This is a genomic window from Rhodococcus sp. MSC1_016, from assembly GCF_023667485.2.
GTDB classification, from domain to species: Bacteria; Actinomycetota; Actinomycetes; order Mycobacteriales; family Mycobacteriaceae; genus Rhodococcus_F; species Rhodococcus_F oxybenzonivorans.
The window spans coordinates 1062832-1080094 of the sequence record NZ_JAMOZI020000001.1; the positions used below are offsets into that span (position 1 = coordinate 1062832).

General features: G+C 66.6%; 16 protein-coding genes. 9 read left to right on the plus strand and 7 right to left on the minus strand.

The genetic code is table 11. The features are described from left to right. Positions 1-2: 2 nt before the first annotated feature. The 4 genes from L1080_RS04955 to L1080_RS04970 form a co-directional block, all read right to left on the minus strand. Positions 3-605: an AMIN-like domain-containing (lipo)protein gene (locus tag L1080_RS04955; RefSeq protein WP_159925505.1), complete on the minus strand. Its 603-nt coding sequence runs from the start codon at positions 603-605 to the stop codon at positions 3-5. A gap of 24 nt (positions 606-629) precedes the next feature. Further along, positions 630-1076 (minus strand): YchJ family protein, encoded by a 447-nt coding sequence (locus tag L1080_RS04960; protein ID WP_250768758.1) that lies wholly within the window; start codon positions 1074-1076, stop codon positions 630-632. Further along, complete coding sequence (locus L1080_RS04965; protein ID WP_250768760.1) at positions 1073-2635, minus strand: long-chain-fatty-acid--CoA ligase; 1563 nt, start codon at positions 2633-2635, stop codon at positions 1073-1075. The genes L1080_RS04960 and L1080_RS04965 overlap by 4 nt, the downstream gene beginning before the upstream one ends. A 71-nt stretch (positions 2636-2706) precedes the next feature. Beyond that, entirely contained in the window at positions 2707-3531 is an 825-nt protein-coding gene (locus tag L1080_RS04970; RefSeq protein ID WP_250768763.1) for a DUF3159 domain-containing protein, read from the minus strand. A gap of 221 nt (positions 3532-3752) precedes the next feature. Between L1080_RS04970 and L1080_RS04975 the strand changes: the two genes are divergently transcribed. The 4 genes from L1080_RS04975 to L1080_RS04990 all read left to right on the plus strand — a co-directional run bounded on the left by L1080_RS04975 (position 3753) and on the right by L1080_RS04990 (position 9173). Beyond that, positions 3753-4544, plus strand: coding sequence for an ABC transporter ATP-binding protein (locus tag L1080_RS04975; RefSeq protein WP_250768766.1), 792 nt, complete (start codon positions 3753-3755; stop codon positions 4542-4544). Between the two features lie 4 nt (positions 4545-4548). Beyond that, on the plus strand, positions 4549-7080 hold the full coding sequence (locus L1080_RS04980; protein WP_250768768.1) for an ABC transporter permease: 2532 nt from the start codon (positions 4549-4551) through the stop codon (positions 7078-7080). 84 nt (positions 7081-7164) lie between these two features. Beyond that, positions 7165-8346, plus strand: a complete 1182-nt coding sequence (locus L1080_RS04985) for an NAD(P)/FAD-dependent oxidoreductase (RefSeq protein ID WP_159925515.1) — start codon at positions 7165-7167, stop codon at positions 8344-8346. Between the two features lie 32 nt (positions 8347-8378). Continuing rightward, complete coding sequence (locus L1080_RS04990) at positions 8379-9173, plus strand: glutamate racemase (protein ID WP_159925517.1); 795 nt, start codon at positions 8379-8381, stop codon at positions 9171-9173. Here L1080_RS04990 and L1080_RS04995 read toward each other — a convergent pair. Both L1080_RS04995 and L1080_RS05000 read right to left on the minus strand, forming a co-directional pair. Beyond that, the gene (locus L1080_RS04995; protein ID WP_250768771.1) at positions 9161-9814 is read right to left on the minus strand and encodes a TetR/AcrR family transcriptional regulator; all 654 of its coding nucleotides are present in this window, start codon (positions 9812-9814) and stop codon (positions 9161-9163) included. The two genes, L1080_RS04990 and L1080_RS04995, sit on opposite strands and share 13 nt — an antisense overlap. Positions 9815-9924: 110 nt before the next feature. Beyond that, a complete protein-coding gene (locus L1080_RS05000; RefSeq protein WP_201453447.1) occupies positions 9925-10290 on the minus strand; it encodes an SPW repeat domain-containing protein in 366 nt (121 codons plus the stop codon). A gap of 157 nt (positions 10291-10447) precedes the next feature. Here L1080_RS05000 and L1080_RS05005 point away from each other — a divergent pair, with 157 nt between their 5' ends. After that, entirely contained in the window at positions 10448-11179 is a 732-nt protein-coding gene (locus L1080_RS05005; RefSeq protein ID WP_201453653.1) for a DNA alkylation repair protein, read from the plus strand. Positions 11180-11213: 34 nt separating this feature from the next. Beyond that, positions 11214-11810, plus strand: a complete 597-nt coding sequence (locus tag L1080_RS05010) for a CHAP domain-containing protein (RefSeq protein ID WP_250768773.1) — start codon at positions 11214-11216, stop codon at positions 11808-11810. A 19-nt stretch (positions 11811-11829) separates the two neighbouring features. Here L1080_RS05010 and L1080_RS05015 read toward each other — a convergent pair whose 3' ends face one another. After that, complete coding sequence (locus L1080_RS05015; protein ID WP_213577114.1) at positions 11830-12885, minus strand: ferredoxin--NADP reductase; 1056 nt, start codon at positions 12883-12885, stop codon at positions 11830-11832. Positions 12886-13199: 314 nt separating this feature from the next. On the opposite strand from L1080_RS05015, the gene mdo reads away from it, so the two are divergent. The 3 genes from mdo to madC all read left to right on the plus strand — a co-directional run bounded on the left by mdo (position 13200) and on the right by madC (position 17229). Next, positions 13200-14471 (plus strand): NDMA-dependent methanol dehydrogenase, encoded by a 1272-nt coding sequence (gene mdo, locus L1080_RS05020; RefSeq protein ID WP_250768775.1) that lies wholly within the window; start codon positions 13200-13202, stop codon positions 14469-14471. Between the two features lie 119 nt (positions 14472-14590). Then, positions 14591-15697 (plus strand): MadB family AAA-type ATPase, encoded by a 1107-nt coding sequence (locus L1080_RS05025; protein ID WP_250768777.1) that lies wholly within the window; start codon positions 14591-14593, stop codon positions 15695-15697. Between the two features lie 2 nt (positions 15698-15699). Beyond that, positions 15700-17229 carry a MadC family VWA domain-containing protein gene (gene madC / locus L1080_RS05030; RefSeq protein ID WP_250768779.1) on the plus strand — a complete coding sequence of 510 codons (1530 nt, stop codon included), beginning with the start codon at positions 15700-15702 and terminating at the stop codon, positions 17227-17229. Positions 17230-17263: the final 34 nt, after the last annotated feature.

Here is a 17263-nt window from a genome sequence, read left to right on the forward strand (position 1 = left end):
CCCTACCTCGCGATGTCGACGACCACCCTCGTCGGTCCCGACAAACTCGACACCGTGAACGGCAGGTCGGGGCGCGTCACGCCGATGAACGATTGGGTGACACCTTCGAAGACGAGGGCACCGTTGACCTCGGTCACTACCCCGCCGGGCTCCCCGGGCAATGGGTTCGGACCGGCATACCCTTCCACGCCGCTGTCGAAGGGATATGCGGAGCCGTCGATCAGCACTTGGAGAATTCCGTTGCCCGACATCGGGATCGACCTGCCGCTGCCGTCCTGAACGGCCTCGTCGACGTACTCGACCCGCCAGCCCGGCGTGCCCGTTCCGCCGAGTTCGTAGACCACTCGATCGAAGCCCTCGTGCCGACCGATCCGGATGTCGGTCACCGTCAGTTTCGCCGGACCGGACGCCTCGGACGACTTCGGCGACGCGTCGGTCGGGACCGTCGATGCGTCGGGTTCGAGTGCGGTGCTCGTGGTCGCCGCGGCGGCGGGTGACGTCGCCGCCACACTGCTGGCGGAGTTCGACTCCGAACATCCGGTGAGTGTCAGGGCCAGCGCGCAGGCGGCGAAGACGGCGACAGGGCCGATCCGGTGGTTGTTCATGTTTCGATCGTAAGCCGGGCGCGATCAGACACGCGGGAGCCGCCGCCCCGGCTTAAATACTGAGAGGCCGGCCGCACGTGCGTCGAGATACAGCCAGCGACCGTCCACGCGGACGAAACGGCTGTTCTCGTGGAGCGAGCCGCGCTCGCCGTCCAACACGAAATGGGCCCGGAACTCGACGGTGCCGGCGGTGTCGAGGAGTCCGCCGCCGCTCGACCCGAGGATGTCGAGCCGGGTCCACCGCTGCGCGGGATCGAGGTCGAGGCCGTCAGGCCGGGTGCTCGGATGCCAGGTTGCCAGGAGATAGTCCGCGTCGAGGACGGCGAAGGCGCTGAAACGGGACCGCATGAGCCGCTCGGCGGTCGGGGCGGTGGCCTCGCCGCGGTGGAACCGTCCGCAGCAGTCGTCGTACGGCTCACCGAGAAGGCAGGGGCATCGACCGGTCACGACTCCAGTATGGACGGTGCTCACACCAGCTTGTGGCTGCGGTCCTTCCAGTACGGTGCGCGTAGTTCCCGTTTGAGAATTTTCCCCGTCGGATTGCGCGGCAGCATCTCGACGACGTCGATGCTGGTCGGGCATTTGAACTTTGCGAGACGCTGGTGGGTGTAGTGGATCAGCTCGTCCGGGTCGGCGACGGTTCCCTCGACGGGGACGACGATCGCCTTCACAGTTTCGCCCCAATGCTCGTCGGGCACACCGATCACCGCCACCTCCGCCACCGCCGGGTGTTCGACCAGCACCCGCTCGATCTCGGGCGAGTAGACGTTTTCACCGCCGGTGATGATCATGTCCTTGAGACGGTCCTCGATGTATACGAATCCGTCCGCGTCCGCGCGTCCCATGTCGCCGCTGCGGAGCCACCCGTCGGCGGTGATCGCCTCGGCCGTCGCCTCGGGTTTGCCGAGATAGCCCGGCGTCCGCTGCTCCGTGCGCCACCATAATTCGCCGGTTTCCCCGGGAGCGACGTCCCGGGTGGAAACCGGGTCCACGATGCGCATCTCGACGCCGGGAATGGGCTGTCCCGCCGACGCCATGCGTTCGACCTGCGTTTCGTCGCGGTGCACCTCGGGGAGGAGGGCTGTGACGACACCGGCGCATTCGGTCATCCCGTACACCTGGACGAATTCCGTCCTGGGCCAAGCAGCCAACGCGCTCCGGAGTAGCGGCAGTGGCATCGGCGCCGCTCCGTACGTGATGCGGCGGAGCGCGCCGAATGCGGCGACGGCCTGTTCGCCTGCGGCCAGGACGCCCGCGATCACCGGCGGAACGAGGAACGCGATAGTGGCTCCGGCGGCAAGACCTGCGAACAGTGACGGGGCATCGGCATCCCGCGCGACATGGCATCGAGCGCCGGCGTGGATTCCCATGATCGCGTAACAGCTACCACCGACGTGAAAGAGCGGCATCGCGACGAGGAAGCAGTCGTCCTCCCGGGCGGGAAGCACGGCGAGTGCGTCGACGTTGTGGGCGTTCAGGTTGCGGTGCGTCAGCTGCACCCCCTTCGGCTTACCGGTGGTTCCGGAGCTGTAGAGAATCAACGTCGTCGACTCGGGATCCACGACGGGCGGCCGCCACAGCTGGGACGCCTCCGTCAACCACGGCTCGAATTCGTCGTGCTCACCACCGACGGTGATGAATTGCTCGATACCGGTCATCCGATCGCGCAGCGCCATGACCTGTTGCAGAAACTCGTTCCCGACGAAGAGGATTCGGGCACGGCAGTCGTTGATCACGTAGTCGAGTTCCTCGCCGGCGAGCCGCCAGTTGGGAACCGCGGTGGCCGCTCCGAGCACACCCGCCGCGTAGGTCACCTCCAAGCAGGAGAGGTGATTCTTGTCGAGAAAGGCGACCGTGTCTCCCTGCCGTATTCCCCCTTCCGCCAGAGCTCCGGCGATCTGCAGAATGCGGTCGCGCCATTCGGACCACGTGTACGCGCGATCCTGGAACTGCACGGCGATGGTGTTCGGTCGGAACTGCGCCCAGTGCGCGAGCCGGTCGAAGATGATTCCGTTCGCGGCGTCCGACATGCGCCCACCTCTCCTGTGTGACATCAGTCACAAGGTTAGTGGCCGGGGGACGGCTCAGGACGGTTTTGCCCTCACCCGGCGGAAGCGGCCGGCCTGCGTGCGCCGGTGCGGCGAAACGCGGCGCCGGCGACTATTCCGACCACGATGAGCGCGATCGCCAGCCAGTCCGGGTCATTGTCGGTGACGAGCATGGCGATGCCCACGCCCATCACGAACGGTGGTAGGAACTCGAACAGTTTCAGGAGTGGTGGTGCCACTTCTTCCGGTTCTCCGGGTTCCCGCGGCGCCCGCGCAGTCGCCACATCCGGATACCACTCGGTGAAGGACAGGGCGAACAGCAACGCCCCGATCGGAATGATCCAGCCCGTCCAGAAGTTGTCCGGCTGCCCCAGCACCGCGTCGCCGAACAGCCCGGCCGCCGCCGATACCGTGAACGACAGGGCCCACACCAGTGTGATGCGCTGGTTGATCGCCAGGAAGAGCGGTGAGCTCCAATACTCCTCAGGTGTGGTCTCTTTCGCGTACGGCAGGGTGAACGGGTTGCGCAGCAGCAGTGAGCCGAACGCGAAAACGACCAGCGCAAGGCTCGACATTTCACCCGACCACGTCTCCAGCCACGTGATCACCGTGTCGGAGGCGAACAGTCCGATAGCGGCGAGGCAGCCGAAGTAGACGATGTCGAACACTTCGAGGGGTTTGAGGGCTCCACCCCGGCGATGGCTGAGAAACAGGAACAGGATCGACAACGCGAGAGCGGCGGCGACCGATTCCTCGAACCGTCCCGGACCCGAGAGCAGCGACATCACGATCCACGGAGTCAGTCCGGCGAAAGGCGACTGGAGGAAGGCGTCGACGAATCGCGCGCCTGCTCTCGGCTTAGGGGACTCGGTGGTCATGAGCTTCTCCTTCGCGCCGGTGTGTCCGAATTCTCTCAGCCCGCCTCTCGCGCTGCTCAGGTTTCCGCGGTGCCGGTCCACGATCGTCGTCCGCGAAAGATCAGGGTGGTCCCCGATGGCGGCCCGACCTACCTCTCGACAAGATGGTGGAGTGCGCCCCGCGCGCCGGCCCGACCCGTCACCACGGGGTGGGGCCGTCACGGAAGAAACGAAAGGCGATCATGAGCACGCATGCCCCCGCTGTCGCTGCCCGTGCTGTCGAGCTGTCGAAGACCTACGGCACCGGCGACACCCAGGTCCACGCGCTCAGCGCGGTATCCGCGGAGTTCGCCCGTGGTGAGTTCACTGCGATCATGGGCCCCTCAGGGTCCGGTAAGTCGACGTTGATGCATTGCCTCGCCGGGTTGGACTCGGCCAGTTCGGGTTCGGTGCTCATCGGCGACACCGAGCTGACGACGCTGTCGGACAAGCAGATGACGCAGCTGCGCCGCGACCGTATCGGGTTCGTCTTTCAGGCGTTCAACCTGGTGCCGACCCTCACCGCTCTCGAGAACATCACGCTTCCGCTCGACATCGCGGGCCGGGCGCCCGACGCGGTGTGGTTGAACAACGTGCTGGACAAACTGGGTTTGCAGGACCGCCTCGGGCATCGCCCCGGCGAGTTGTCCGGTGGACAGCAGCAACGGGTGGCGTGTGCCCGGGCGCTCGCCGGACAGCCGGAGATCATCTTCGGTGACGAGCCCACCGGAAACCTCGACTCGAAGTCCTCGGGGGAGGTGCTGTCCATCCTCCGTGCGGCCGTCGACGAGTTCCACCAGACGGTCGTGATCGTCACGCACGATCCGCGCGCGGCAGCGTACGCCGACCGGGTGGTGTTCCTCGCCGACGGGAAGATCGTCGACGAGTTGAGAGATCCGACCGCCGATTCGGTCCTCGACACGATGAAGCGGCTCGACGAGCGGGCATCGGTATCCGGCGGCGCCCATGCACTCGCCACGGACGGGGTGGTCTGACGGTATGGCGTCCACCTCTCGCGCTCCCATGCGCAAGGTTTCTCTGCGCAATCTCGCCGCCCACAAGGTGCGGCTCGCCCTGACCGTCCTCTCCGTCGTCCTCGGCACCGCCTTCGTCGCCGGGTCCTTCGTCTTCACCGACACACTTCAGAAGACCTTCGATTCGATTTTCGAGAACACCGCCCAGGGCGTCGACGTCCGGGTGTCGAGCGCCGAGGAGAACTCGCGCGGTATTCCACTCGCGGACGTGGACACGGTCGTCGCGGTCGACGGAGTCCGCAAGGTGGCGCCCTCGGTCAGCGGACAAATCGTGCTCATCGGCTCCGATGGCGCTGCCGTGCAGACCGGGGGAGCGCCGAGCGTCGGGGAGTCCTACCTGCCGCCGGACCAGGCGCTGGGTGAGGCCGACGAGTACCTCCAGGGCACTCCGCCGGCCCAGGTGGGCCAGATCGCGGTCAACGCGAGCGCCGCCGAACGCGCCGGACTCACCGTCGGCGACACCACGAAGGTCCTGGTCCCTGCGCGCGGCATGGTGGACGTGACGGTGTCCGGCATCTATTCCACGGGCAACGACACCGGTGGCTTCCTCAGCGCCACGTTCGTGGACTCCCAGGCGCGTGAGCTGTTCACCGACGGAGAGCACGTCGAGTACCTCGATGTCGCCGGAACCGGTCTGTCGCAGGCTGATCTGCGGGACCGGATCGCCGCGGCCCTACCCGATGCCCAGGTGCAGACGGGCGACGAGGTGCGCGAGGAGACCAAGGCCGAAATCTCGGAGGCACTGAGTTTCGTCAACTATTTCCTGCTGGCATTCGGTGCAATCGCCCTTCTGGTGGGCACCTTCATCATCTACAACACGTTTTCGATGATCGTCGCTCAGCGACTGCGCGAGCTGGCCCTGCTTCGTGCAATCGGAGCCAGCCGTCAGCAGGTCGGCCGGTCGGTGGTCTTCGAAGCGCTCGTGGTGGGAGTGATCGGCAGTGCGATCGGAATCGCCGCCGGGATCGGCCTGGCCTACGGTCTGCGCACAGTGCTCAACGCGTTCGACCTCGGCCTGCCCGAGGGGCCGCTCCAGGTCGGACCACGGACCATCCTCGTCGCCCTGGTGATCGGTGTCGTCGTCACGACGGTCAGTGCGTACGCACCGGCCCGTCGAGCGGCCAAGGTTCCGCCCGTGGCAGCGATGCGTGAGGAATTCGCGTCCACCGGGGATTCGCTGCGGATCCGGACGATCGTCGGTGCGGTGCTCGGCGCGCTCGGTGTGGTGGGCCTCGTCGTCGGTTCGCGAGGGACGGGAGGCGGTGCGGCCGCAGTGGTGGGTATCGGTGCCCTGGGCCTGATCCTGGCCGTGCTGTTCGCCGCGCCTGCACTGTCCCGGCCGGTGGTCGGTGCACTCGGCGCCGTCCTCGCGAAACCGTTCGGGCCGGTCGGCAGGCTCGCCCGCACCAACGCCGTCCGTAATCCTCGGCGCACGGCCGCCACCGCGTTCGCCCTCACACTGGGACTGATGCTCGTTTCGGTGATCGGCGTGTTCGGATCTTCGGCGAAAACGGGCGTCAATCAGCTCGTCGACGTGGGAGTGACCGCCGACTACATCCTCACCGGACCCAACCAGATCGGTGTCCCGTCCGGCGCGGCGCGCGCCGTCCGGAACCTCGACAGCGTCCAGAGTGCCACCGCTCTGCACCCCGTGTCCGTCACGGTCGACGACGAAGCAGAGCAGGGCGCCTCACTCGAAGGTCCCATCGACGGGGTGCTCGACTACACCCTCGTCGAGGGCGCCGCCGACCTCACGGCCAATCACCTGCTGGTCTCGCAGACAGCGGCCACGGACAAGGGCTGGACCCTCGGTTCGACGGTTCCGATGAAGAGCGCCGACGGCAAGGTCGTCGACGCGCAGGTGGCGGGAGTGTTCGAGGACAACCAGCTGATCGGGGAGTGGGTGGTGTCCGACGACGTGTATCGCCAGGTGATGCCCGCCGCAACCCTGCCGGCCTTCACCGTGCTGATCGACGCGAAGCCGGGAACAGACCTGACGCAACTACGGTCAGACCTCGAGGCCGCGACCAAACAGTTCGTCGTGGTTCAGGTGCAGGACCGAGAGCAGTTCAAGGGAACACAGGGTGCTCAGATCGACACCCTCCTCGCCATTCTCTACGGACTGCTCGCCCTCGCCGTCGTGATCGCGATCCTGGGAATCATCAACACGCTCGCCCTGTCCGTGGTGGAGCGACGCCGCGAGATCGGCATGCTCCGGGCCGTCGGAATGCAGCGTGCGCAGATGCGTCGCACCATCTACCTGGAGTCGATGCTCATCGCGGTGTTCGGTGCCGCGGTCGGGGTGTTGCTCGGAATCGCTTTCGGGTGGGGCTTCGTGAGCACGTTGAAGGATCAGGGGCTCGAGCAGGTGACGGTGCCGTGGGGGCAGGTCACCGCCATGCTCCTCGGATCCGGCGTGGTCGGGGTGCTGGCAGCGTTGTGGCCCGCGAGCCGGGCAGCACGCACTCGCCCGCTCGAGGCCATCGCCGACCTCTGACCCGTGAGCATTTGATATGACTGGTGCACGGAATGTGATGGCGATCATGTGGGTCGCGTCGGCAGATTGGGCGGGTACGGGACAGTGCAGAAGATCGTCATCGTAGGAGCGGGTCTGGCAGGCCTGCGCACAGCTGAGGAACTCCGGCGGGCGGGGTACGCGGGTGACCTGGTACTTCTGGGCGGTGAGCCACACCTGCCCTACGACCGGCCGCCGCTGTCGAAGGAGGTGGTGCGTGGCGAGAAGAGCGACACCACCCTCAAGCCGCGGGAATTCTTCGACGAGAAGAACATCGAACTGCGGCTCGGTGTCGAAGCGGCCTCTCTCGATCCGGAATCCCGCATCCTGAGACTCGCGGACGGCTCCGAGGTGGCCTACGACGAACTTGTGATCGCCACCGGCCTCGTGCCACGCCGCATCCCCGGTCTACCGGAACTGGCCGGCATCCACGTTCTCCGTTCCATCGACGAGTGCCTCGCGCTGCGATCGGACATGGCCGATGCCCGGCGTGCGCTGATCGTGGGCGCCGGTTTCATCGGTTGCGAACTCGCGGCCAGCATGCGGGCCGGCGGGCTGGATGTGGTGCTCGTCGAGCCGCAACCGACACCGCTCGCGTCGATCCTGGGCGAGAAGATCGGTGGCCTGGTGGCGCGACTGCACGTGGACGAGGGCGTCGATCTCCGGGCCGGGGTCGGCCTGCAGTCGTTGACCGGGACAGATCGGGTCACCGGGGCTGTGCTCGGTGACGGCAGCGAGGTGACCGCCGACGTCGTCGCGATCGGGGTCGGCTCGGTGCCGGTCACCGGTTGGCTCGAGGGGTCGGGCGTCGAACTGGACAACGGCGTGGTCTGCGACGATGTCGGCCGGACAGCGGTTCCGCACGTGTGGGCCGTCGGCGATGTGGCCGCGTGGCAGCTGCAGGTGGGCGGCCGCAAACGCGTCGAGCACTGGAGTAACGCCGGCGAGCAGGCCAAGCTTCTCGCCGGTGCGCTGACCGGGACGGGGAGTGGAAGTCCGGCGGCGCACGTGCCGTACTTCTGGAGCGACCAGTACGACCTCAAGATCCAGGCGTTGGGCGCCGTGGCGGGCACCGACGTGGTGCACGTGGTCAAGGACGACGGACGTAAGTTCCTCGCGTATTACGAGCGCGACGGCATCCTGTCGGGAGTCGTCGGCGCCGGGATGGCAGGAGCGGTGATGAAAATGCGCGCCAAGATCGCCGCCGGCACACCGATCGGTGAGGTTCTCGAGGCCGCGTCGGCGTAGGGCGGTTCGCGAGGACGCGATAGATTCGACCGGTGATTGTTGCGCTCATCGACTCGGGCCTGGGGATGCTGCCCACTGCGTTGTGGCTACGCACGAAGCGGCCGGAGCTGAACCTGATGCTCGCCCTCGATCCGGATGGAGCGCCGTGGGGCCCCAAACCGGAACAGTGGGTGATCGATCGAGTCCTCGAGACCGCGCAGCGCTGCCTCGACCGCGGTGCACAGGTGATCGTGCTGCCGTGCAACACGGCGAGTGTCACCGCACTCGAGCACGTGCGGGAGTTGGTCGGACCGGGTGTCCCGGTGATCGGTACGGTGCCGGCGATCAAGCCCGCGGCCGCTGCCTGTGACTCGGTTGCGATCTGGGCGACAGCGGCCACCACGGCGAGCCGGTACCAGGCCGATCTGATCGAGCGTTTCGGCAACGGAAGTTCCGTGGTGAGCATTGCCTGTCACGGGCTGGCCGAGGCCATCGACCGGGGCGAGCGCGAGGCGGCCACAGCAGCCATCGCTTCGGCCGCAGCACGCACCCCCGACGATGTGGGGGCAGTGGTGCTGGGATGCACGCACTACCCACTGGTGGCGGACGAGATCGCGGCAAGTCTCCCCGCGGGAGTGCAACTGTTCGACAGCGCGGAAGCGGTAGCGGCGCAGACCATTCGCCGCATCGATGCACTCGGTGAGGCGGGTGACGGTGAAGGGGCACACCACGCTCGTACCGGCTCCGTCGAGGTCTACCTGAGTGGTCGACCCGGCAGCCTCCCCGAGAGCGCGCGTGCGTTTCCGGTCGGCCGACTGCTCACAGCGGGCGCGTCTCAACCCAGCTGAACCATCCCGGCGGCCACCACGCGCGCCACATTGTCCAATTCGTCGCCGTACCTGCGTGGCAGGTCGTCGAGGTCGTGGAGACGGTCATTGCCCGCCATCGAGAACATGGCAGCCACCCAGGCCGTTGCGCACGCGCGCAACGTGCCCGGTTGCACCGGATACGGCGAACTCGCCTGCAGGAGCCGTTCGGTGATATCTCTGAGGTAATCGCGGAACCGCCGCAGATGAGCGCGAACATCCGGGTGGGTCTCGGCCTCGCGCCAGATGATCAACCGCATCACCGACGAGTGGTGGTCGCGCAGATTCAACGCGGCATCGAGGTTCACCAGGCTCGCCGCCGGATCGCCTGGACTCACGAGGGGACTGACGTCACGAAACGGTTCGGTGGGCAGCCGCTCGGACAGCAACGCCAGGAGGATGTCGGTCTTTGCGGGGAAATAGTAGAACACCAAGCCTTTCGGGACGTGGGCGGCCGAGGCGATGGAGGCGGTGGATGTGGCGTCGAATCCGTGTGTCGCAATAAGGGATTCGGCGGCGTCGAGGATCAGCTCCCGGGCATCGCCATCGATCTTCGCGCTACGCCGTCGCCGTCCTTTGCGGGGTGGGGGAACGCCGGGTATTCCGAGATGAGGTGCGTGCATGAGCCTTTTCCGGACGTGAACGGCGGGGCGAAGGCCGGGGCGGCGATGACTTCGCCGGATCCACGTTCCTTCGCCCCGCTCGAATCGGTGTTCTCGGTATGCGGCACGGATCAGTGATGGGTGGCAAGCCCTCCGTGTCCGTGCATCCGGGAACTCATCACCGGCATTGCCGTGACGGCCACGACCACCGCGAGCACGCCGACCACCCACGCGGTCCACGACGCTCCCCGGAGTCCGTCGAAGTTCATCACCCAGGGGGAGAGGAACAGCAGAACACCGAAGATGCCCATGGCGTATTCGGCCATCGTGAAATCCGGACGGAACATGTGGACCAGACCGGACAGCGCTATGAGAGCGCCCAGCACGATCAGGGACCACCGGGCGGCATTATTCGTGTCGAGCCACAGCGGCGAGAGCGCCGCGAAGACTCCGATCACGATGGCCGCTATATCTTGCATGCGACTCCACGACTTCATGTCCAGCCTCCTCGGAACGGATTGTGTCCACCTCGAGTACACGCCTGATTGACCGCCCGATCAATATTTGCGTCGTTGCAGTCCAGTAACGTCAGCCGCTGGTCAAAGCCATTTCGTAACCATTCTCGAGGATGTCGGTGGCGTGTGGGACAGTGCGCTGGTGACCTCCACTGCGCGCGACGTGATCCAGGCACTCGCTGAACTGGCAGACGAGAAAGTCGCTGTGGGATCCGCGCGCTTTTTCAAGACCGGACCGGGTGAATACGGGGAGGGCGACGTATTCATCGGTGTGCGGGTTCCGGCTACCCGGGGGGTGGTGCGCCGGCACCGCGATCTCGAACCGCCCGAGGTCGAGACCCTGCTCGACAGCCCCGTGCACGAGCACCGTCTGGCCGGCCTGCTGATTCTGGTGTCCCAGTGCACGGCTGCAGCCAGCGCCGGCGAGGACGCCGTGGTCGAGAAGGTGGCCCGCTTCTACCTCGACCTCGTGTTACGCGGACGCGTCAACAATTGGGACCTCGTCGATTCCTCCGCCGATCACATCCTCGGCACCTGGCTTGTCGAGAAACCACGGGACCTGATATTCCGACTGGCCGCGGATGACGACCTGTGGCGCCGACGCGTGGCTCTACTCAGCACGTTTGCGTTCATCCGGCGAGGGGACGCGTCGACCACGCTGGAGGTGGCGCAGCGGGTGCTCGGTGACCGACGGGATCTGACCCAGAAGGCGACGGGGTGGATGCTGCGGGAGGTGGGGAAGCGGGTCGACCGCGCTCTGCTCACCGATTTCCTCGACCGCAACGCCGCCGTGATGGGCCGGACCGCGCTCAGCTATGCCTGTGAGCACCTGACGGCCGAGGAGCGAGCCGCCTACCGTGCGCAGCGCTGACCGTGCCGCACGAGATACCGCTACATTCGGTGGCATGACCCTCGCCGATCCCCCTCGCCGCCGCCGCCGCACGGGGTCGGTCCTCGTCGGCGTCCTTGCCCTCGTCGCCGTGCTGGCAGTCGGGGTGTGGTGGTGGGCGCCGACGCGCTACCTGCCCTGGGACACCGCAGACTTTCCTGCCGTGGACAGGTCCGCGTTGTCGCCCCAGCAGACGGCGATCATCGACCTGCTCGAAACCGCGCACAGCCGGCAGCGACCGGGCACCTTCTACTCCGAGGGAGTGGAGGAACCCTGGTGTGCCGACTTCGTCAGCTGGATCATGCGAGAGTCCGGTCGGCCCCTGTCGAACCCCAATTCGGGACATTGGCGCATTCCTGGGGTGTACACGCTGCAGGAGTACTACGAATCGCAGTCCCGGTTCGAGGAGGTCGGTAGCGGATACCGGCCCTCGGTCGGCGACGTGGTGCTCTACGACAACACCAGTTGGGTCGGTCAGCACACCAACTTCGTCGTCGCGGTGGACGGTGACACCGCAACGACGGTGGGAGGCAACGAGTTCGGCCGGGTGCGCGTGCACACCGTCGACTGGTCGAGCGACTCCGCAGTGGTCGGATTCGGCCGGCTGGAGTGAGGGTCGCGGCCGACGGGTCTCAGAATTCGATCTTCAGATGGTCCGTGACGGGCCGGGCCTGGCAGCCGAGGATGTAGCCGCTCTCGATGTCTTCCGGGTCGAGGATCTCGCTGTTCTCCATCTCGACCTCACCTTCGAGTACCGTGCAGGCGCACGATCCGCACTCGCCCTCCTGGCAGGAATAGGGCACGTCGATACCTTTGGCGAGCATGATCTCCACCAGCGTCTGCTTGCGGGGCCAGCTGAGATTGTGGACCTCCCCGTCGAGTTCGACCTCCACCGTGGCGGCGTCGGCCGCTTCGTCGTCGGTGACCTCGACGACATCGGCGTCGCGGAAGGGGTCACCGGCGAGTGAGTTGAACACCTCGGCGTGCACCTGGGTGCGCGGCATCCCGGCGTCGGCGAGCGCCTTGTGGATGGTGTCCATGAACGGAGTCGGTCCGCACATGAACGCCTCGTGCCCGACGTAGGGTGCGACAGCGGAGGCGAGCTGATCGACGCAGGGGAGGCCTTGGACGGTCTCGAGCCAGTGGATCGACACGAGGCGGCTCGGGTACCGGCCGGCGAGTTCCCGCAACTCTTCGGCGAAGATGACCGACTTCTCGTCCCGGTTGGCGTAGAAGAGTACGACTTTGCCGGACCCTTCCGTGAGGGCGGCCTTGAGTATCGAGATCACCGGCGTGATGCCACTGCCTGCGGCAAACAGCAGGAAGTCGTGGTCGAGGGACTTCGGGGTGAACACACCCGACGGCGGCAGCACCTCGAGGGTGTCACCGACGGCGACGTGGTCGCAGAGCCAGTTGGACCCGTATCCGTCGGAGGTGCGCTTGACCGTCACCTTGGGTGCGTCGTCGCTGAACGGTGAGCTGGCCAGCGAGTAGCACCGCGCGACCGAGCCGGTGCGGTCACTGGGTATGCGCAGGGTGAGGAACTGACCGGGTTTGTAGGCGAACTTCGCGGCGAGGTCGGCGGGGACGTCGAAGACCAGCGACCGGGAGTCGGACGTTTCCTCGACCACTTCGGACACCGTGAGCACCGCTGATCGTGAGCTGTGCGGCACCTCGACAGTCGTCATCGCGTGTGTAGTCCTCTCCATGATTCGCAGCGTCGAAACGCTCCTGCATCTGCCTCAAATATAGAACAGGTTCTAGTTTTTGCCTAGCGGGTCGCTCCAGCGTAACGAGCCCCGCCCTGACCGGTTCGGCCCGTGCCCACCTGGCCGATCGGAGAGTTCGTGCGCCGCAGTCGGACGGTTCGGGCCCGCAGGTCTGTGACGAGTGCCCGAAGTGAGTCACAGTGAATCTCAGCTGAGACGCCGATCACACCGGCAGACGGTTTTCCTTCCACCGGCAGCTCAGTTTCGACACCGACAACTTCGAGGAGACGGCCATGGCCATCGAGCTCAACCAGATCTGGGACTTCCCCATCAAGGAGTTCCACCCCTTCCCGCGGGCACTGATGGGAGTGGGCGCGCACGACATCATCGGAGTGGAGGCGAAGAAGCTCGGGTTCAAGAGGACGCTGCTCATGACCACCGGTCTGCGCGGTTCGGGAATCATCGAGGAACTGGTCGGCAAGATCGAGTACCAGGGCGTCGAGGTGGTGCTGTACGACAAGGTGGAGTCGAATCCCAAGGACTACAACGTGATGGAGGCCGCGGCCCTCTATCAGAAGGAGAAGTGCGACTCGATCATCTCGGTCGGAGGTGGCTCCAGCCACGATGCGGCCAAGGGTGCTCGCGTGGTGGTCGCGCACGACGGTCGCAACATCAACGAGTTCGAGGGATTCGCGAAGTCGACCAACAAGGAGAACCCGCCGCACATCGCCGTCTCCACCACTGCCGGCACCGGTTCGGAAACCTCGTGGGCGTACGTCATCACCGACACGTCCGACATGAACAACCCGCACAAGTGGGTCGGCTTCGACGAGGCGACCATCGTGACGCTGGCGATCGACGACCCGCTGCTGTACTACACCTGCCCTCAGCACTTCACGGCCTACTGCGGATTCGACGTACTCGCCCACGGCAGTGAGCCTTACGTGTCCCGCCTCGATTTCGCACCGTCTCTGGGCAACGCGCTCTACTCCGTCGAGCTGGTGGCGAAGAACCTGCGGGGGGCGGTGTTCGAGCCGCGCAACCTGAAGGCCCGTGAGGGAATGATGAACGCGCAGTACATCGCCGGGCAGGCATTCAACTCCGGTGGTCTCGGCATCGTGCACTCCATCTCGCACGCGGTCAGTGCGTTCTTCGACAGCCACCACGGTTTGAACAACGCGATCGCCCTTCCACGCGTGTGGGAGTACAACCTTCCCTCGCGGTACGAGCGCTACGCGCAGTTGGCAGGGGCGTTGGGTGTCGACACCCGAAACCTCACCACGGTGCAGGCCGCGGACGCCGCCGTCGAGGCCGCGATCCGGCTGGCCAAGGACGTCGGTATCCCCGACAACTTCGGGCAGGTCCGCACCGACTCGTACGAGAAGAACCAGATGAACACGAAGAAGTACGAGGGCCGCGGCGACACCATCCGGGGCGACGAGAAGACCATCCGCGCCATCTCCGAGCACATCCAGGGTGACTGGTGCACGCCCGGAAATCCCCGTGAGGTGACGGTCGAGTCGATGCTGCCCGTCGTCGACCACGCGATCAACAGCTCGTACTAGCTCCACCGAACTCGCGTCCGGGGCGGGCGTGTCCCAGCCTGTGCCCCGTGTCTCGGCCTGGCCCCGCCCCGGACGCGTTCCCACGACCGACACTGCTGACGAAGGACGGAAGCCGCACCATGACCGCACCGCACACCGCTCCATCCCTGGCGGATGTCCGCTTCGCCGATGGAATCGAACTGAAAGCAGCCCTGCGCGAAGTCGACTACATTGCCGACGACGAGTTCTCGGTCGTCGTACACCTGGCGACTGCGCTCGACCGGCCGCTCCTCCTCGAGGGCCCCGCCGGTGTCGGGAAGACGGAGTTGGCGAAGTCCCTGGCGGAGGCCGCGGGCCGCAGGCTCGTCCGATTGCAGTGCTACGAAGGTCTCGACGACAACCGTGCACTGTACGAGTGGGATTACGCCAAACAACTGCTGCACGTGCAGATGCTGCGCGATCGGCTCAGTGATCAGGTAGCCGCGTTCGACGACGTCGCCGACGCGTCGAGGTTTCTGGCGGCGCAGGATTTCGGTCTGTACTCGGAAGCATTCCTGTCGGTACGGCCGCTACTCGAGGCGATCTTGTCGCCGGAACCTGTGGTGCTGCTCGTCGACGAGGTGGACCGCACCGAGGAATCGATGGAAGCGCTGCTGCTCGAAGTTCTCGCCGAGGGACAGGTCACCATTCCCGAGATCGGCACGTTCACCGCCCGTTCTGCGCCGTGGGTCATCCTGACCTCCAACGACACTCGCGAGCTCTCGCCCGCCTTGAAACGGCGCTGCCTCCACTACCACCTCGACTACCCGACCCCCGAACGTGAGCGGGACATCGTGACCGCCCGTGCGCCCGAGGTGGAATCGGCCGTCGCGGCGGATGTCGTCGAACTTGCGCGGACTCTGCGCGCACTACCGTTACGCAAGAGCCCGTCCATCGCTGAGGTCATCGACGCCGCCCGCGCCGCGGTGGTGCTGAAGGCGACCGGTGTGGCGATCACATCGCAGTCGGCGATCCGCGACATCCTCCTCGCTGCGCTGCTCAAGTACACCAGCGATGTCGATCTTGCTCGCGGCCGACTCGACGGCGTGGCGAACCCGGCCCCGGCGCCGGCGCCGGAGGCTGACGGTAGAGAGCGCGTCACCGTCGCATCGCGTCCGGCCAACACGACCACAGCGGTGTTCCGCGGACACGGCGGCCGCGACCGCGGTGGCATCGGCGTCGGCAACGGCCGTCCTGCGAGGCGATGACGATGTCCGCGGTCCGAGGCGCGCCGGCGCCCGAGTCGCAGCTCCTCGATGTGCTGGCGGCGTCGTTCGGCGCACTGCTGCGCCGGTACGGTGTGGCAGCGTCTGCGGCGGAGGTGATCGACGTCCGGCGTGTGCTGGGGCTCGTCGGCGCACGGCAGCCGGACACGACGCGGGCCGCGCTGCGCGCGGTCTGCGCCAAGTACCGCTACGAGCAGTCAGGATTCGACCGGGCCTTCGACGTGTTCTTCGGTGCTGTCCCCACGGCCGCCCCCGATTTCCGCGCACCGTCCCGAACCGAGTTCGCGGAGGGGCTTCCCACTGCCCTCGAGGTTGCCGACAACGTCGACACGGCCCGCTATGCCGAATACAACGAGCGGGCCGCGGAAGTCGGCGACCACTTCGATACCCCGGAGGCCGAGAGGGGTTTCAATCCTCACAAGGATGACGACGACGTCAGCATGACGTCGAGCGATGCCGAACTGTCCGTCGACTCCGAGGCCGATTCGGGCCGACGCGGCGTCACCTACACCGTCGACGTCTCGCGGGCGGCGAGTACTGCCGTCGGTGACCTGGCGACGTCGACGAGCGGCGCCGTCGTGGGGTCGCTGTCCTGGGACGATCCGGCGTCGATTCTGGCGTGGCTCGACGCCTACGACCCCAGCGCGGTGTACTCGGACTCCGGTGTCGACGAGCCGCTGACTGCTGCCCAGTTGAATCGTCTGGCAGACGCAGTCGAGGCGTTCGTCGGAGCGCTGGCCGACGCCCGGGACGCCGCCGGGCAGGCCGCTGCGGATGTCCCGACGGCGGACGGCCAGGGTTCGGCGGTCTCACGCGCCGAGGTCAATCAGGCATGCCACGAGATCCTTCGGCGGATGCGTGGCCCCGCGCGTCCCCGTCCGAGGGAGCTGACCGCGGGACGGCTGGACATGCGGCGCACGGTCCGTGCGAGCCTGCGGACCGAGGGCGTGCCCTTCCGCTTGATGGTGAAGGCGCCGCGTCCTGACCGCGTACGTGTGCTCGTTCTCGCCGACGTCTCGCTGTCCGTTCGACCGGTCACGGCCTTCACCCTGAGGTTGGCGCAGGCGATGCACCGCCGCGCGAGTCGATGCCGAGTCCTGGCATTCGTGGACAGGCCCGTCGATGTCACGGACACACTCCTCGCGGGTGGAGACGACGACGCACTCGCTGCCGTGCTCGCCGATCCCCGCATCGATCTCGAGGCGAGCAGCGACTACGGCCGGGTGTTCTCCGAGGTCCTCACCGCGTTCGGCAACGAGGTTCACTCGCGCACCTCGGTGCTCGTCGTGGGTGACGGAAGGGGCAACGGATTGCCACCGGGCCTCGACGAGTTCGCCGCTCTGCGGAGAAAAGTGCACCGCCTCGCGTGGATTACGCCGGAGCCCGAGCGGTACTGGGATCAGGCGTCGTGCGCGATGCCTCGGTACGCCGAAGTCTGCGACCGAGTGGTAGTTGCGCGAGACGCGGTCCAACTGTTGGCCCGCGCCGCCGAACTGGGTCACGCGTTGCGATGAACGGCCCCCGCCGAGTGTGCCTCCGATACCGTGG

Excerpts from the sequence above, each read along its gene's own strand:
- madC (WP_250768779.1), top strand. The coding sequence starts at position 15,700 with ATGTCCGCGGTCCGAGGCGCGCCGGCGCCCGAGTCGCAGCTCCTCGAT.
- L1080_RS05015 (WP_213577114.1), bottom strand. The coding sequence starts at position 12,885 with ATGACGACTGTCGAGGTGCCGCACAGCTCACGATCAGCGGTGCTCACG.
- L1080_RS04970 (WP_250768763.1), bottom strand. The coding sequence starts at position 3,531 with ATGACCACCGAGTCCCCTAAGCCGAGAGCAGGCGCGCGATTCGTCGAC.
- L1080_RS05000 (WP_201453447.1), bottom strand. The coding sequence starts at position 10,290 with ATGAAGTCGTGGAGTCGCATGCAAGATATAGCGGCCATCGTGATCGGA.
- L1080_RS05025 (WP_250768777.1), top strand. The coding sequence starts at position 14,591 with ATGACCGCACCGCACACCGCTCCATCCCTGGCGGATGTCCGCTTCGCC.
- L1080_RS05010 (WP_250768773.1), top strand. The coding sequence starts at position 11,214 with ATGACCCTCGCCGATCCCCCTCGCCGCCGCCGCCGCACGGGGTCGGTC.
- L1080_RS04975 (WP_250768766.1), top strand. The coding sequence starts at position 3,753 with ATGAGCACGCATGCCCCCGCTGTCGCTGCCCGTGCTGTCGAGCTGTCG.
- L1080_RS04995 (WP_250768771.1), bottom strand. The coding sequence starts at position 9,814 with ATGCACGCACCTCATCTCGGAATACCCGGCGTTCCCCCACCCCGCAAA.
- L1080_RS04965 (WP_250768760.1), bottom strand. The coding sequence starts at position 2,635 with ATGTCGGACGCCGCGAACGGAATCATCTTCGACCGGCTCGCGCACTGG.
- mdo (WP_250768775.1), top strand. The coding sequence starts at position 13,200 with ATGGCCATCGAGCTCAACCAGATCTGGGACTTCCCCATCAAGGAGTTC.
- L1080_RS04980 (WP_250768768.1), top strand. The coding sequence starts at position 4,549 with ATGGCGTCCACCTCTCGCGCTCCCATGCGCAAGGTTTCTCTGCGCAAT.
- L1080_RS04955 (WP_159925505.1), bottom strand. The coding sequence starts at position 605 with ATGAACAACCACCGGATCGGCCCTGTCGCCGTCTTCGCCGCCTGCGCG.